The sequence below is a fragment of the Sphingomonas glaciei genome (assembly GCF_023380025.1).
In the GTDB taxonomy this organism is placed as follows: Bacteria; Pseudomonadota; Alphaproteobacteria; order Sphingomonadales; family Sphingomonadaceae; genus Sphingomicrobium; species Sphingomicrobium glaciei.
The window spans coordinates 640,488-654,082 of record NZ_CP097253.1 but is presented as its reverse complement, the minus strand read 5'-3'; the positions used below and the strand labels follow the sequence as shown (position 1 = coordinate 654,082).

The window sequence follows — 13,595 nt, the reverse complement described above, 5'->3', positions numbered from 1 at the left end:
CCTATTCGGCCGGTAGCGGACGTTTCAGCGTATTAGCACGATGAAACAAAACAGTTCCCCTCCCGCTCCTACCCGTGATGGCGCCGCGCTTGTCGAGGAGCTTTGCAGCGCCTTGCTCACCCCTCGCTCGGCGGAGGAGATGGCGCGGCTGCTAACCGACCTCTGCACCCCGCAGGAGATCCGTACCTTGGCCGAGCGTTGGCACGTTGCCCGCCTGCTCGACGGGTCGGACCTGTCCTATCGCGACATCCATGACGCCACCGGCGTTTCCACCACCACCATCGTTCGCGTCGCCCGCTTCCTCCGTCAGGAACCCCACCGCGGTTACCGCGCCGCGATCGACGCCCTTCTTGAAAGCCGCCCCGATGCTGATTGACGAAGACCGGCTGCACATCGCCATTCAGAAGAACGGCCGGCTGAGCGACATCAGCCGCGACCTGCTGAAGGGCGCCGGCCTGCGCCTGCAGAACGGCCGCAATGCGCTGACCGCCCGGGTCGAGAATTTCGCCGCCGACATCATGTTCGTGCGCGACGACGACATCCCGACCTTCGTCGCCGACGGCGTGTGCGAATTCGGCATCGTCGGCGGCAACGTGCTGGAGGAGTTTCGGCTGTCCTCACGTGGACCGGCAGTAGAGATCGTCGCCGAGCTCGGCACCGCGCGCTGTTCGCTCAAGCTCGCCGCGCCCGACGCCACTTCGTGGGATGGCCCGCAGAGCCTCGCCGGCCAGCGCATCGCCACCTCTTATCCCCGGATCGTCGAGCGCTGGCTGGCCGAGCGGCGCGTGGACGCCAGCGTGGTTAAGATGAACGGCGCGGTGGAACTTGCCCCGCGGCTCAAGATCGCGCCCTTCATCTGCGACCTCGTCTCGACTGGGGCGACGCTGGAAGCCAACGGCCTGCGTGCGGTCGCTGACGTGTTCGACAGCGAAGCGGTGCTGATCCGCACGACCCGGTCCGTGGCGGCGGTGCGCCAGGAACTGGGCGAAGCTTTGCTCAGTCGCATCCAGGGCGTGCTCGAAACCAAGGACGCCAAATACATCCTGCTCAATGCTTCCTCTGAGTCGCTGCCAGCAATTACGCGCATCCTGCCCGGTGCCGAGGCCCCGACCATCATCCCCCTTCACGGCCGCCCAGGCCACTTTGCGGTGCACGCCGTCGCTCGCGAATCAGTGTTCTGGGAGACGCTCGAGCAACTAAAGGGCGCCGGTGCCTCTGCGATCCTCGTGCTCCCGATCGAGAAGATGATGCTGTGACCCCGCTCATCTGGTCCGAACTGTCCGCCGCCGAGCAGGCGGCCGCCCTCGCCCGCCCACCCGCGCGTCGCTCGCCCGACCTGGTCGCCGGCGTGGCGGCGATCCTCGAAGATGTGCGGAGCGGCGGCTGGGACGCTCTGTGCCGCATCGCCGAGCGGATCGACCGCCAGGCCCCCCAGGCCGTCACGGTCGCACCGCTGGCCGCCGCCGCCCGCTCCGCCCTGCCGGCGGACAGCGTCGCGGCGATGGAGCTCGCTGCCCGCAATATCCGCGCCTTCCACGAGGCGAGCCGCCCGACCGACACCATGGTCGAAACCATGCCCGGCCTCACCGTCGAAAAGGCCTGGCGACCGATCGACCGGGTCGGCCTGTATGTTCCCGGCGGCGCGACGCCTCTATTCTCCTCGCTGCTGATGCAGGCGCTTCCGGCCCGCGCCGCTGGGGTGAAGGACATCGTGGTGGTGACCCCGCCAGCCGCTGCCGTGCTCGACCCCGCCATCGCGCTAGCCGCCGAGCTGTGCGGCATCGAGACCGTGTGGACGGTCGGCGGCGCGCAGGGAATTGCGGCGCTCGCGTTTGGCGCGGGCGATATCCCCGCCTGCCCCAAGATCTGCGGACCAGGCAACGCCTGGGTGGCCGAGGCCAAGGCACAGGTCGGAGCCATGAGTGGCGGACCCGCGATCGACATGCCGGCGGGTCCCTCGGAATTGATGGTGATCGCCGACGCCAGCGCCTCGCCCGCGACGGTCGCCGCCGACCTGCTCAGCCAGGCCGAGCACGATGCCTCGGCGCAGGTCCTGCTGGTGACCGACAGTGCCGCTTTCGCTGGCCGCGTGATCGACGAGCTCGAACGCCAGGTCGCCGACCTTCCCCGCGCCGAGCTTGCCCGCGCCTCGCTCGGTCATGGCCGGGTCATTGTAACTGCCGACCTCGCGGCAGCCGCGGCCATCGCCAACGTTTATGCGCCCGAGCACCTCTGCCTCGCCGTTGACGATACCGAGCCTCTGGTTCGTGTCATTTCCAATGCCGGGGCGATCTTCGCCGGGCACGCCGCGGCCGAGAGTTTCGGGGACTATCTCGCTGGCTCCAGCCACGTCCTCCCCACCGACGGCGCGGCGCGGGCGTGGAGCGGGATCACCGTGCACAGTTTCATGAAGGCGATCAGCATCCAGCGCGTCTCTCCCGCAGCCGGCCGCGCGCTGGCTGCCCCGGCGGCCGCCCTCGCCCGCCTGGAAGCGCTCGAAGCCCACGCCCGCGCCGCCGAAGCGAGGGCCGCGGCATGACCCTCGCCCGCCGCCTCGCCCGTCCCGAGATCCTGGCGCTCGAACCGTTCGACCTCGGCAATCGCGAGCTGGATCCCGACGCGATCAAGCTCGACGCCAACGAAAGCCCGTTCGGTCCGCTGTCGGGCGGGAACATCGCCGCCGGGGTCAATCGCTACCCCGAACCCCAGCCCCAGCGCCTGCGCGCCGTCATGGCGTCACTGTACGGGGTCGGACCCGAGCAGTTCCTGGTCACCCGCGGCGGCGACGACGCCATCGATCTCCTCTGCCGCACCTTCCTGCGTGGGGCCGAAGATAGCGTGGCGGTGACCAGCCCGAGCTTCTCCGCCTATGCCCATTTCGCACGGCTGCAGGGCGCGAGCATTCTCGACGTCCCGCTCGACGCCGCCGACTTCACCCTCGATGCTGCGCGGGTGATCCGCGAGGTGCAGGCTAATCCCTGCTGCAAGCTGCTGTTCCTGTGCACGCCCAACAATCCGACCGGGACGGCGGTCGACCCGGCAACCGTGCTGCAGATCGTCGATGCGCTGCCGGACGTAATGGTGCTCGCCGACGAGGCCTATCTCGAGTTCGGCGACACGCCGAGCCTGGCGGCCGAAGCGGTCGCCCGCCCCAATCTGCTGGTACTCAAGACCCTGTCCAAGGCCTTCGCGTTGGCCGGCGCGCGGGTCGGCGGGCTGGTCGGTCCTGCCGAGACGCTGGAGATCGTCGCACGTGCGTTGCCGCCCTATCCGCTGCCGACCCTGTCGATCGCCGCCGCGCTGGAAGCGTTGCAGCCGGCCCGCCGGGCGGTGCACCGCGAGCGCATCGCGCAACTGCTGGCCGAGCGCGAGCGCGTGGCGCCGCTACTCGCCAGCTCCCCATTCGTCCGCCTCGTTCACCCCAGCGCCGGCAATTACCTGTTCCTCGAAACCGGCGAGACCGAGCAGCTGGCCGCCCGCCTCGTCGCCGACGGCGTGCGGGTGCGCTATCGCCCGCAGGCCGCGCCGGGGGGTATTCGCCTGACCATCGGCACCCGGCAGGAGAATGACGCCGCCCTCGCCGCGTTCGGCGTGGCGGTGGCGCAAGCCGCTCCTCGCACCGCCGAGATCGCGCGGGACACCAAGGAGACGCGGATCGCGCTGGCGATCAATCTCGACCGCGCCGAACCGCGGCGGATCGACACCGGTATACCCTACTACGACCACATGCTTGACCAGGTCGCGGCGCATGGCGGCTTCAGCCTGGTGCTGAGCTGCCAGGGCGACCTCGAGATCGATCCACACCACAGCATCGAGGATGTCGCGATCGCGCTCGGCAGCGGGCTGAAGTCGGCGCTAGGCGACAAGCGCGGGATCGGCCGCTTCGGCTTTGCGCTGCCGATGGACGAGACCGAGGCGCAGGTCCTGATAGACCTGTCCGGACGGCCCTTCTCGCGGTTCGAAGGGACGTTCCTGGCCAGCCATATCGGTGATTACCCGACCGAGATGACGCCGCACGTCTTCCGCAGCCTCGCCGACAGCCTCGGCGCCGCCATCCACGTCAAGGTCAATGGCGAGAACGACCATCACAAGGTGGAGGCCTGCTTCAAAGCCTTTGGCAGGGCCCTGCGTCAAGCGCTTGCGATCGAAGGCAAAGGTGACACGCTGCCGAGCACCAAGGGCATGCTGTGACCGCCGTCACGCTGGTCGATCTCGGCTATGGCAACCTCGGTTCGATCGAGACCTCGCTGCGCCGTTTAGGCGCGGAGGTCACGCGGGCCAGTGACCCGGAAGGCATTGTCGAAGCCGAGCGGCTGCTTCTGCCCGGCGTCGGTGCCGCTCGTTTCGCGATGGAGCGGATCGGGCAACTCGGCCTCCGCGATGCACTACGCGACTTCAAGCGCCCGGCCCTCGGCATCTGCCTTGGCATGCACCTGCTGTTCGAACACAGCGAGGAAGGCGAAGTCGAAACGCTCGGGTTGCTGCCCGGCACCGTCCGCCAACTCCAGCCCGCACCGGGGATCACCATCCCGCATATGGGGTGGAGCAAGCTTGAGGTCGCCGCGCAAAATGTCGGCTTAAGCTCCGGCGATTACGTCTATTTCGCGCATAGTTTCGCCGCGCCGGATGTTTCTGCCACCGTCGCCATCGCCCAGCATGGCGTCCGGATCCCGGCGGTGGTCCGATCAGGCAACTGGACCGGGGCACAATTCCATCCCGAGCGCTCCGGCCCGGTCGGTACCCGTTTCCTTTCATCCTGGCTTTCGACATGATCCTTTACCCTGCCATGGACCTCATCGGTGGGCGCATTGTGCGCCTGCGCCAGGGTCGCTTCGACGAGGTCACCTTCTACGACCCGGCGCCGCGCAACGCCCTCCGCGGCTTCGCCGAGGCCGGCGCCGAATGGGCGCATGTCGTCGACCTCGACGGGGCCAGGGCCGGCGCTCCGGCCCAGCATGCGTTGCTCAGGGAGCTTGCGGCCAGCACTCCTCTCCGGCTGCAGGTCGCCGGAGGCGTTCGCTCGGCCGAACACGTTGCCGCGCTGCTGGAGGCAGGGGCGTTGCGAGTGGTGGTCGGCAGCCTAGCCGTACGCGACCCCGAAGCCACCTCCGCGCTGATCGAACGATTTGGGCCCGAGCATATCACCCTCAGTCTCGACGTGCGGGTCGCCGGCGAACCGATGGTCGCCACCCACGGCTGGCAGGAAGACAGCGGCCAGACCCTGTGGGACGTCGCCGCGCTCTATCCGCAGGCGCGGCACCTGCTGCTGACCGATATCGGGCGCGACGGGATGCTGGAGGGCCCCAACCACGCCTTGTTGGCAGAAGCGGTGGAGCGCCTGCCCCACCTCGCCATCCAGGCTAGCGGCGGCGTGACATCGCTCGATGACGTCGCGCGGCTGACCACCGATGGCGCCATTCTCGGCCGTGCGATGTGGGAAGGCCGTCTCAGCCTCGCGGAGGCGCTGCGTGCCCGCCGCTAGGATCATCCCCTGCCTCGACGTCGCCGGTGGCCGCGTCGTGAAGGGCGTCCGCTTCCGTGATCACCGAGACGTCGGCGACATCGTCGACCATGCACTTCGTTACTCAGCCGAGGGCGCGGACGAGCTCGTCTTCTACGAGATCAAGGCCAGTGCGGAAGGCCGCAGCCTCGACCTCGGCTGGGTGCGCGACGTTGCGGATGTAATCGACATTCCCTTCTGCGTGGCGGGCGGCATCCGCGACCGCGCGACCGCCGCGGCAGTGCTGGAAGCCGGCGCGGACAAGGTCTCGGTCAACTCCCCTGCTCTCGAAACCCCGACGCTGATCAGCGACCTCGCGGCCGATTTCGGAAGCCAGTGTGTGGTGGTCGGTATCGACAGCTTGCGCTGCGACGATGGAGCCTATCGCGTGAAGCAATATACCGGCGCACCGGAGGCGATGCGCGACAGCGGGCGCCTGACGGCCGATTGGGCGCGGGAAGCCGTCGATCGCGGCGCGGGCGAGATCGTGCTCAACGCCATGGCCCGGGACGGCGTGCGCGACGGCTACGACCTTGCCCATGCGCGGGATGTCATGGCGGCCGTAACCGTACCGCTGATCGTCAGCGGCGGCGCGGGCAAGCCCGAGCATTTCCGGGACGCCTTTCTCGCAGGAGCGAGCGGCGCGTTGGCGGCGACGGTCTTCCACGATCGGTTGATCGAGATAGGTGAGCTCAAGCGGTTTCTTGGTACGGAAGGCGTGGAGGTGCGGCTGTGAGCCAGACGGTCCGATTCGATCCCGAAGCACTCGCCTGGAACAAGATGGACGGGCTGCTCCCCGCCGTCGTCCAGGACGCCGAGACCGACGAGATGCTGGTGCTGGGCTACATGGACCGGGCGGCGATCGAGGCGACGCTGGTCGATGGGCTGGTCACCTTCTTCAGCAGGTCGAAGCAGCGCTTGTGGCGCAAGGGCGAGACCAGCGGCAACGTACTTCGTCTCGTCTCCATCGTCGCTGATTGCGACAGCGATGCGCTGCTGGTGCGTGCATTGCCGGCCGGGCCGACGTGCCACCTTGGCACCACCAGCTGCTTTGGTGACGGTGGTGCCGCGGGTGCGGGCTGGCTCGGTACTCTGGAGCGCATCGTGGCGGAACGGGCGAATGCTTCCCCTGACGAAAGCTATACAGCCAGGCTTCTGGCCGCCGGGCCCGCGAAGGCTGCGCAAAAGGTTGGTGAAGAAGGGGTGGAGGTGGCTCTTGCCGCGGTCAGTCGCGACCCGGCGGGACTCCGCGAGGAAGCTGCCGATCTCCTGTTCCACCTACTCGTCACGCTTCGGTCACGCGAGGTAAGCCTCGCCAGCGTGGTCGAGATATTGCGGCAACGCCACCTAAGCGCATGAGAACAGGAAAAGAACAAATTCGTTGACAGGGAGCGAACGAAGAGAGAACATTGGCGCAGAAGCAAGGTTTCTTGATTGATTTCGGAACGAAATGAATCGGTCGCCGTTGCGTTACCCAAGAACAAGGGAAGAACGTGCCATGCTGGTTCTCACCATCCTCGCTTTCACTGCCATTTTCGCTCTCGGCCTGTTCACTATCGGTGAAACGCTCGCCGGCAATCGCGGTAAGATCGTTGCCGCGCTCGGCGGCCATTCGCTGCTGACTGAACCGACGATAGTGACGCGACCCATTTCGGTCCGCGTGGTGTCGCGCCGGGTCAGCCAGCCAGTGACGGCGCGCCCTCAGCTGCGCGCCGCCGCTTGACGCGCCCATAGCTCAGCAAGCTGAACGGAACGCTGGCCAGATAGGCGAATGATACGGCCAGCAGGGTGATCCACGGTTCGTTGATCAGCGCGGCGGCCAGCAATGCCACTCCCGCCAGCCCGACGATCCGCCAGCTGCGGCGGATCCGGATCGAAGTCCAGCTGAAGGTGGGAATGGCCGAGATCATCAGCACCGCAATGAACAGCGTCCACGGCATCACCAATTGCCAGTTGCGAAACAGGTCGTTGCCGGTGATCAGCCACAGATAGACCGGGGCAAAGGCCAGCCCCGCCCCGACCGGTGCCGGTACCCCGGTGTTGAATCCCGCCGACTTGTGCGGCTGCACGTCGGCATCGATTCGCGCATTGAAGCGGGCGAGGCGCAGCGCGCAGCTGACCGCCAGGGCCAGTGCCACGGTCCATCCGAACTTCGGCGCGCTGTCGAGCGAGAATTGGAACAGGATTAGCGCGGGGGCCGTGCCAAACCCGATATTATCGCACAGCGAATCGAGCTCAGCCCCGAACTTGCTGTTAGCCTTAAGCATCCGGGCGATATTGCCATCGAGTCCATCGAGCACCCCGGCGACGACGATCGCGATCATCGCCTTTTCCCAATCCTCGTTGAAGGCGTAGCGGATCGCGGTCAGGCCGGCGCACAGCGCCAGCACCGTCACCGCATTGGGAATGAAGGCGCGAAGCGGTAGCCCGCGACCTTCGGCAGCCCTCACTGGCTGGTCCCGTTGAGCAGCGGGTCGGTACCCAGTTCGGCGATGATGGTCTCGCCCGCGATCGCCCGCTGACCGAGCAACAGGCGCGAACCCGTTCCAGCCGGCAGATAGACGTCGACCCGGCTGCCGAAGCGGATCAGGCCGACCCGCTCGCCCGCGGTCAGGCGCTGGCCTTCTTTGACGAAGCTCATGATCCGGCGAGCGACAAGGCCGGCGATCTGGGTGAAACCGATCTTCACCCCGCCATCGCTCTCGACTACGAAATGCTGCCGCTCATTGTCCTCGCTCGCCTTGTCGAGGTCGGCATTGAGGAATTTGCCCGGGACATAGGCGATGCGGCGGATGACGCCGGCGATCGGCGTGCGGTTGATGTGGACGTCGAACACACTCATGAACACCGACACCCGGGTGAACTCACCCTCTCCCAGCTCGGCACGCAGTTCCGGCGGTGCCGGCACGCGGGTGATCATGGTCACCAGTCCGTCGGCGGGCGAGACCACCAGCTTGGGATCGGATGGGGTCGTCCGGATCGGATCACGGAAGAAGGCCGCGACCCAGACGGTCACGCCGACCATCAGCCAGCCGAGCAACTCGGTGAAGCCGCCGTCAAGCACCAGGAGGAACAGGGCGATCGCCCCGGAAATGACCGCGAATTTGCGTCCCTCCGGATGGACCGAGGGAAAGCGCCACTTGACCGCGGTCAGTTGGCTGTCGGGATTGTCGATGTGCGCCATGGCACCTCCTCTAACGAGCAGACGCCCGCGTTGCCAGAGCGTCGCTCCGCCGCTACCTGCCTGCCAGAAATCTACAGCAGGCAGGCACATGACCAAGATCAAGGTGAAGAACCCGGTCGTCGAACTCGACGGCGATGAGATGACCCGCATCATCTGGCAGTGGATCCGCGAGCGGCTGATCCTGCCGTTCCTCGACATCGACCTCAAATACTACGACCTGTCGATCGAGAACCGCGACGCGACCGACGACAAGATCACCGTCGAAAGCGCCAATGCGATCAAGCAATATGGCGTCGGCGTGAAGTGCGCGACCATCACCCCCGACGAGCAGCGCGTCGAAGAATTCGGCCTCAAGAAGATGTGGAAGAGCCCCAACGGCACCATCCGCAACATCCTGGGCGGCGTCGTCTTCCGCGAGCCGATCGTCATCGCCAACGTGCCGCGGATCATTCCCGGCTGGACCGACCCGATCGTGGTCGCCCGTCACGCCTTCGCCGACCAGTATAAGGCCACCGACTTCCGCGTTCCGGGTCCGGGCAAGCTGACCATCAAGTTCGTCGGCGAGGACGGACAGGTGATCGAACATGAAGTGTTCGACTATCCCTCGGCGGGCGTTGCGATGGGCATGTACAACCTCGACGATTCCATTCGCGAATTCGCCACCGCCTGCCTCAACTATGGCCTGCAGCGTAAGTGGCCGGTCTACCTCAGCACCAAGAACACCATCCTCAAGGCCTATGACGGCCGCTTCAAGGACATCTTCGAGGAAGTGTTCGAGAGCCAGTTCAAGGACAAGTTCAAGGAAGCCGGGATCGAGTATCAGCACCGCCTGATCGACGACATGGTCGCCTCCGCCCTGAAGTGGAGCGGCAAGTTCGTCTGGGCCTGCAAGAACTATGACGGCGACGTCCAATCGGATCAGGTCGCGCAGGGCTTCGGCTCACTCGGCCTGATGACCAGCGTCCTGATGACCCCGGACGGCCAGACCGTCGAGGCCGAGGCCGCACACGGCACCGTCACCCGCCACTACCGCATGCACCAGCAGGGCAAGGCGACCTCGACCAACCCGATCGCCAGTATCTTTGCCTGGACCGGTGGCCTCAAGTTCCGCGGCCGGATCGACGAGACGCCAGAGGTGGTGAAGTTCGCTGAAACCCTCGAGCGCGTCTGCGTCGAGACGGTTGAAAGCGGCAAGATGACCAAGGATCTCGCGATCCTGGTCGGCCCGGACCAGCCGTGGATGACCACCGAGCAGTTCTTCGAGGCCGTGGTCCAGAACCTCGAATCGGCGATGGCGACCGCCTGAGCCCGATGCGCCAGGCGTCCGGCACCCTTCTCGTCACCGCACCGCGTCAGGGCCTGCACCTGATCACCGATGCGGTGGCCGGGTGGGTGGCCGGGCAAGGCGTTGGCGAGGGTCTGCTGACCCTGATGATCCGGCACACGTCGGCCTCGCTCTTGATCCAGGAGAATGCGGCGCCGGCGGCGCGCCGCGACCTGGAGAACTGGCTGGCGCGGATCGCGCCGGAGTCCCGTGACTTCGAGCATGACGACGAGGGCCCGGACGACATGCCCGCGCATCTTCGCTCGGTTTTGACCGCCACGACACTGTCGATCCCGGTCCAGGACGGACGGATGCGGCTCGGTACCTGGCAGGGCATCTATCTTTGCGAGCATCGCCGCCAGCCGAGCGGGCGCGAGATCGCCGCGCATCTGCTCGGCGCATGAGCGCCGAAAGCGTCAAGACCTGGGCCGCGCAGCACGCGCCCGAGCTTCGCCTGATCGAGGCGCACGGCAGCACCGCGACCGTCGCCGATGCCGCCGCGACGCTCGGCGTGGAGCCGGGCCGGATTGCCAAGACCATCGCCCTGCGCGTCGGCAAGCGAATCCTGCTGCTAGTCACCCGCGGCGACGCTCGGCTCGACAATCTCAAGTGCAAGGCGACGTTCGGCGGTCGGATCCGCATGCTCGGGCCAGACGAAACGCTTGCGGTCACTGGCCATGTCGTCGGCGGCGTCTGTCCCTTCGGACTAGCCACGCCCCTCCCCGTCTATGCCGATGTCAGCCTGCGCGCCTTCGACACCGTCTTTCCCGCCGCGGGAAGCCGCAACGCGTCGCTGGAGGTCGCGCCTGAGCGGCTGGCGCAGTTGACCGAGGCAGCCTGGGTCGATTGCTGCACCCTGTCCTAGGGCGCTGTTGCAAGCGGGCTCTCGACCCGTTCTCGCCTTATCCCGAGTCCGATCAGCCGGCCGGGTATCCTTCGCAGTAAAGGTGCCTTGTCGAGCAGCCGTATCAGCCAGGGCGCCTTGTCCAGCGGCGGTCCGGGTTCGAGCAGGCGGCCGATGATCCGGTCCTGCGCGTTCTTCTGCGCGGCCTGCACCAGCCGGGTCGGCAGCAGGCGCCGCTCTTCGACCTTGGGCAGAAGCGCATCGACCTCCGCGCCGGCGGCCAGCGGGCCAGCCAACGCATTGGCGGCGGCCACCGCGTCCTGGATCGCCAGATTGATTCCCACCCCACCAATCGGACTCATCGCATGCGCCGCATCGCCGATCGCGAGCATGCCCGGGCGGTGCCAGCGGGTCAGCCGGTCGAGCGACACGCTGAGCAGCTTGAGGTCATCGACTGAGTCGAGATCGGAGAGGTCGAGCTCAGGCGCGGCGGCGGCGATGGCGGCGCAGATCGGCTCGATCCCGCCGCCGGTCAGTTCGGCGGCCTTGCCCTTGGGAATGAGGAAGGCGCACTGCCAATAGTCGCCGCGGTCGATCATCACCAGCAGCCGGCCACGCTCGACCGAACCACGCAGCGCGCGTCCGGGTGTGGTTTTGGCCACCCGGAACCAGAAGACGTCCATCGGCGCGCCCAAGATCTCGAGCGGAAGCATGGCGCGCTGGCGGACCAGCGAATTGCGGCCGTCGGCGGCGATGACGAGTTTCGCGCGTCGCTCCGTGCCGTCGGCAAGACGGACCCCGGCCACCCGCCCGTCCTCTTCGATGAAGTCGGTCACCGGCTCGCCCATTTCGAGTTCGAAGCCTGGAAGAACGGCTGCCTTGTCGCGCAGGAAGTCGAGGAAATCCCATTGCGGCATCATCGCAATGAAGGGCGCTGGCGCGGCGAGGTGCGACAGGTCGCCGATCGTCCACTCGCGCCCGGCGATACGAAGCTCGGCACGGTCGATCCGGTTGTGCGGCCGCTCCAGGAAATCGCCGAGCCAGCCGAGCTGGTCCAGTACCTCCATCGTCGAGGGATGCACCGTGTCACCGCGGAAATCGCGAAGGAAGTCGGCATGCTTTTCAAGCACCTTGACCCGGCAGCCGGCGCGGGCGAACAGCATGCCCGCCATTACCCCGGCGGGTCCGCCGCCCACTACGATCAGGTCGCGCACGTCCATCGCCACCTCTCCAGTCGTGATTGCACCAGACCGCTAGCGCAGGATTCCTTGCGCCAGGACCTGCTGGATCATTGTCAAATTGCTCCCGCGCCCAATCTTGATCTCGAGCGGCTGAGTCGCTCCGGCCAGCCAGAACACCATGTCGGCCTCGAGGTCGAAGGTGCCGGCGGTCTCCAGGCTGAAGCGGGTGATCGAACGATAGGGGATCGACTGGATCGAGACCTTCTTGCCGACCCAGCCCTGAATGTTGACCAGGCACAGCCGGCGGTTGGTCAGGAAAGCGATGTCACGCACCGTCTTGAACGCGATCAGCACCTCTTCGCCGTCGAGCAGCAAAGCGGCATAGCGCCGCGCGATCTCGTCGGTGTCGACCTCGGTCGCGGAAAACAGGCCCATCAGGCGAGGCGCTCGCTGACGATCTTGCCGTCACGGGTCAGCCTGACCCCTTTCACGATCTCATCCTCGTCGGGGAACAGCGGGCGGCCCGCCTCCTTGTCCCAGAAGGCCGACAGGAAGTTGAACAGGTTGCGGGCATACAGCGCGCTCGAATCGGCTGGGAGCGACCGGGCGAGATTGCTGGCGCCGATGATCTTGACGCCATGCCGCACGGCGGTCTCGCCGGGGTCGCAGCCCTCGACATTGCCGCCAGCGTCGGCCGCAAGGTCTACGATCACGCTTCCGGGGCGCATGGTGGCGACCTGCGCGTCGCTGATCAGGCGCGGCGCGGGCTTGCCCGGGATCAGCGCGGTCGTGATCACGATGTCCTGCTTGGCGAGATGGGTGGAGACTAGCTCGGCCTGGGCCTGGCGATATTCCTCGCTGGTCTCGCCGGCGTAGCCGCCCTGCCCTTCGCCCTCGATCCCGGCGACGCCTTCGACGAAGATCGGCTTGGCGCCGAGGCTCTGAATCTGTTCGCGGGTGGCGGAGCGGACGTCGGTGGCGCTGACCTGCGCGCCGAGGCGGCGGGCGGTGGCGATGGCCTGCAGGCCGGCGACCCCGACGCCCATGATGAAGGCCCGCGCGGGGCTGACGGTGCCCGCCGCGGTCATCATCATCGGAAACGCACGCCCATATGCCGCCGCCGCATCGATCACCGCCTTGTAGCCGGCGAGGTTGGACTGCGAGGACAGCACGTCCATCGACTGCGCGCGGGTTATGCGCGGCATCCATTCCATCGTCAGCGCCTCGATGCCGGCGGCGGCATAGGCACCGATCGCGTCGCGGCGACGGAAGGGGTCGAGGATCCCGACGAGCAGGGCACCGGACGCGGCGCCGCCGAGTTCGGCCGCTTCGGGACCGCTGAAGCTCAGCACCAGTTCGGCGCCGTCTAGTACCTGCCCGCGCGAGCCGACCGTTGCACCGGCGTCGGTAAAGTCCCCGTCGCTGATCCCCGCCTGGGCCCCGGCCCCCGCCTCGACCGCTACGCTGGCCCCCAGCGCCGCCAGCTTCTTCACCGTTTCCGGGATGGCGGCGACGCGGGTTTCGCCCGGTGCGGTCTCGGCGAGGATCGCGACCTTCAAGGC

The 13,595-nt window shown here is 67.1% G+C and carries 17 protein-coding genes; 12 read left to right on the top strand and 5 right to left on the bottom strand.

Annotated features, from left to right (window positions below):
- The first annotated feature begins 40 nt into the window (after positions 1–40).
- The 9 genes from M1K48_RS03070 (at position 41) to M1K48_RS03030 (ending at position 7,223) form a co-directional block, all read left to right on the top strand.
- Positions 41–376, top strand: coding sequence for a YerC/YecD family TrpR-related protein (locus M1K48_RS03070; RefSeq protein ID WP_257794163.1), 336 nt, complete (start codon positions 41–43; stop codon positions 374–376).
- Positions 366–1,256: an ATP phosphoribosyltransferase gene (gene hisG / locus M1K48_RS03065; protein WP_249504409.1), complete on the top strand. Its 891-nt coding sequence runs from the start codon at positions 366–368 to the stop codon at positions 1,254–1,256. Before M1K48_RS03070 ends, hisG begins: the two co-directional genes overlap by 11 nt.
- Positions 1,253–2,539, top strand: coding sequence for a histidinol dehydrogenase (hisD, locus tag M1K48_RS03060; protein ID WP_249504408.1), 1,287 nt, complete (start codon positions 1,253–1,255; stop codon positions 2,537–2,539). The genes hisG and hisD overlap by 4 nt, the downstream gene beginning before the upstream one ends.
- Positions 2,536–4,191 carry an imidazoleglycerol-phosphate dehydratase HisB gene (gene hisB / locus M1K48_RS03055; RefSeq protein ID WP_249504407.1) on the top strand — a complete coding sequence of 552 codons (1,656 nt, stop codon included), beginning with the start codon at positions 2,536–2,538 and terminating at the stop codon, positions 4,189–4,191. Before hisD ends, hisB begins: the two co-directional genes overlap by 4 nt.
- Entirely contained in the window at positions 4,188–4,772 is a 585-nt protein-coding gene (gene hisH, locus M1K48_RS03050; protein ID WP_249504406.1) for an imidazole glycerol phosphate synthase subunit HisH, read from the top strand. Before hisB ends, hisH begins: the two co-directional genes overlap by 4 nt.
- Positions 4,769–5,482: a 1-(5-phosphoribosyl)-5-[(5-phosphoribosylamino)methylideneamino]imidazole-4-carboxamide isomerase gene (locus M1K48_RS03045; protein ID WP_249504405.1), complete on the top strand. Its 714-nt coding sequence runs from the start codon at positions 4,769–4,771 to the stop codon at positions 5,480–5,482. The genes hisH and M1K48_RS03045 overlap by 4 nt, the downstream gene beginning before the upstream one ends.
- A complete protein-coding gene (hisF, locus tag M1K48_RS03040) occupies positions 5,469–6,236 on the top strand; it encodes an imidazole glycerol phosphate synthase subunit HisF (protein WP_249504404.1) in 768 nt (255 codons plus the stop codon). Before M1K48_RS03045 ends, hisF begins: the two co-directional genes overlap by 14 nt.
- A complete protein-coding gene (gene hisIE, locus M1K48_RS03035) occupies positions 6,233–6,859 on the top strand; it encodes a bifunctional phosphoribosyl-AMP cyclohydrolase/phosphoribosyl-ATP diphosphatase HisIE (RefSeq protein ID WP_249504403.1) in 627 nt (208 codons plus the stop codon). The genes hisF and hisIE overlap by 4 nt, the downstream gene beginning before the upstream one ends.
- Positions 6,860–6,998: 139 nt before the next feature.
- Positions 6,999–7,223 carry a hypothetical protein gene (locus tag M1K48_RS03030; RefSeq protein ID WP_249504402.1) on the top strand — a complete coding sequence of 75 codons (225 nt, stop codon included), beginning with the start codon at positions 6,999–7,001 and terminating at the stop codon, positions 7,221–7,223.
- On the opposite strand, the gene M1K48_RS03025 is transcribed toward M1K48_RS03030, so the two are convergent.
- Together M1K48_RS03025 and M1K48_RS03020 are read right to left on the bottom strand one after the other, a co-directional pair.
- Positions 7,177–7,950, bottom strand: a complete 774-nt coding sequence (locus M1K48_RS03025; RefSeq protein ID WP_249504401.1) for a CDP-alcohol phosphatidyltransferase family protein — start codon at positions 7,948–7,950, stop codon at positions 7,177–7,179. The two genes, M1K48_RS03030 and M1K48_RS03025, sit on opposite strands and share 47 nt — an antisense overlap.
- Positions 7,947–8,684, bottom strand: coding sequence for a phosphatidylserine decarboxylase (locus M1K48_RS03020; protein WP_249504400.1), 738 nt, complete (start codon positions 8,682–8,684; stop codon positions 7,947–7,949). Before M1K48_RS03020 ends, M1K48_RS03025 begins: the two co-directional genes overlap by 4 nt.
- An 88-nt stretch (positions 8,685–8,772) precedes the next feature.
- On the opposite strand from M1K48_RS03020, the gene M1K48_RS03015 reads away from it, so the two are divergent.
- Genes M1K48_RS03015 through M1K48_RS03005 form a run of 3 tightly spaced genes read left to right on the top strand, consistent with a single transcriptional unit; the run spans position 8,773 to position 10,873 of the window.
- Entirely contained in the window at positions 8,773–9,990 is a 1,218-nt protein-coding gene (locus M1K48_RS03015) for an NADP-dependent isocitrate dehydrogenase (protein ID WP_249504399.1), read from the top strand.
- A gap of 5 nt (positions 9,991–9,995) precedes the next feature.
- A complete protein-coding gene (locus M1K48_RS03010) occupies positions 9,996–10,412 on the top strand; it encodes a secondary thiamine-phosphate synthase enzyme YjbQ (protein ID WP_249504398.1) in 417 nt (138 codons plus the stop codon).
- Positions 10,409–10,873, top strand: coding sequence for a YbaK/EbsC family protein (locus tag M1K48_RS03005; RefSeq protein WP_249504397.1), 465 nt, complete (start codon positions 10,409–10,411; stop codon positions 10,871–10,873). The genes M1K48_RS03010 and M1K48_RS03005 overlap by 4 nt, the downstream gene beginning before the upstream one ends.
- On the opposite strand, the gene M1K48_RS03000 is transcribed toward M1K48_RS03005, so the two are convergent.
- From M1K48_RS03000 to M1K48_RS02990, 3 genes are read right to left on the bottom strand one after another with little or no spacing between them, the layout of a single operon-like run.
- Positions 10,870–12,072 (bottom strand): FAD-dependent oxidoreductase, encoded by a 1,203-nt coding sequence (locus M1K48_RS03000; protein WP_249504396.1) that lies wholly within the window; start codon positions 12,070–12,072, stop codon positions 10,870–10,872. The genes M1K48_RS03005 and M1K48_RS03000 overlap by 4 nt on opposite strands.
- A 33-nt stretch (positions 12,073–12,105) precedes the next feature.
- Positions 12,106–12,468: a PH domain-containing protein gene (locus tag M1K48_RS02995; RefSeq protein WP_249504395.1), complete on the bottom strand. Its 363-nt coding sequence runs from the start codon at positions 12,466–12,468 to the stop codon at positions 12,106–12,108.
- On the bottom strand, positions 12,468–13,592 hold the full coding sequence (locus M1K48_RS02990; RefSeq protein WP_249504394.1) for a Re/Si-specific NAD(P)(+) transhydrogenase subunit alpha: 1,125 nt from the start codon (positions 13,590–13,592) through the stop codon (positions 12,468–12,470). The genes M1K48_RS02995 and M1K48_RS02990 overlap by 1 nt, the downstream gene beginning before the upstream one ends.
- Between the last annotated feature and the right edge of the window lie 3 nt (positions 13,593–13,595).

Excerpts from the sequence above, each read along its gene's own strand:
- M1K48_RS03070 (WP_257794163.1), top strand. The coding sequence starts at position 41 with ATGAAACAAAACAGTTCCCCTCCCGCTCCTACCCGTGATGGCGCCGCG.
- hisG (WP_249504409.1), top strand. The coding sequence starts at position 366 with ATGCTGATTGACGAAGACCGGCTGCACATCGCCATTCAGAAGAACGGC.
- hisB (WP_249504407.1), top strand. The coding sequence starts at position 2,536 with ATGACCCTCGCCCGCCGCCTCGCCCGTCCCGAGATCCTGGCGCTCGAA.
- M1K48_RS03045 (WP_249504405.1), top strand. The coding sequence starts at position 4,769 with ATGATCCTTTACCCTGCCATGGACCTCATCGGTGGGCGCATTGTGCGC.
- M1K48_RS03030 (WP_249504402.1), top strand. The coding sequence starts at position 6,999 with ATGCTGGTTCTCACCATCCTCGCTTTCACTGCCATTTTCGCTCTCGGC.
- M1K48_RS03020 (WP_249504400.1), bottom strand. The coding sequence starts at position 8,684 with ATGGCGCACATCGACAATCCCGACAGCCAACTGACCGCGGTCAAGTGG.
- M1K48_RS03015 (WP_249504399.1), top strand. The coding sequence starts at position 8,773 with ATGACCAAGATCAAGGTGAAGAACCCGGTCGTCGAACTCGACGGCGAT.
- M1K48_RS03010 (WP_249504398.1), top strand. The coding sequence starts at position 9,996 with ATGCGCCAGGCGTCCGGCACCCTTCTCGTCACCGCACCGCGTCAGGGC.
- M1K48_RS03005 (WP_249504397.1), top strand. The coding sequence starts at position 10,409 with ATGAGCGCCGAAAGCGTCAAGACCTGGGCCGCGCAGCACGCGCCCGAG.
- M1K48_RS03000 (WP_249504396.1), bottom strand. The coding sequence starts at position 12,072 with ATGGACGTGCGCGACCTGATCGTAGTGGGCGGCGGACCCGCCGGGGTA.
- M1K48_RS02995 (WP_249504395.1), bottom strand. The coding sequence starts at position 12,468 with ATGGGCCTGTTTTCCGCGACCGAGGTCGACACCGACGAGATCGCGCGG.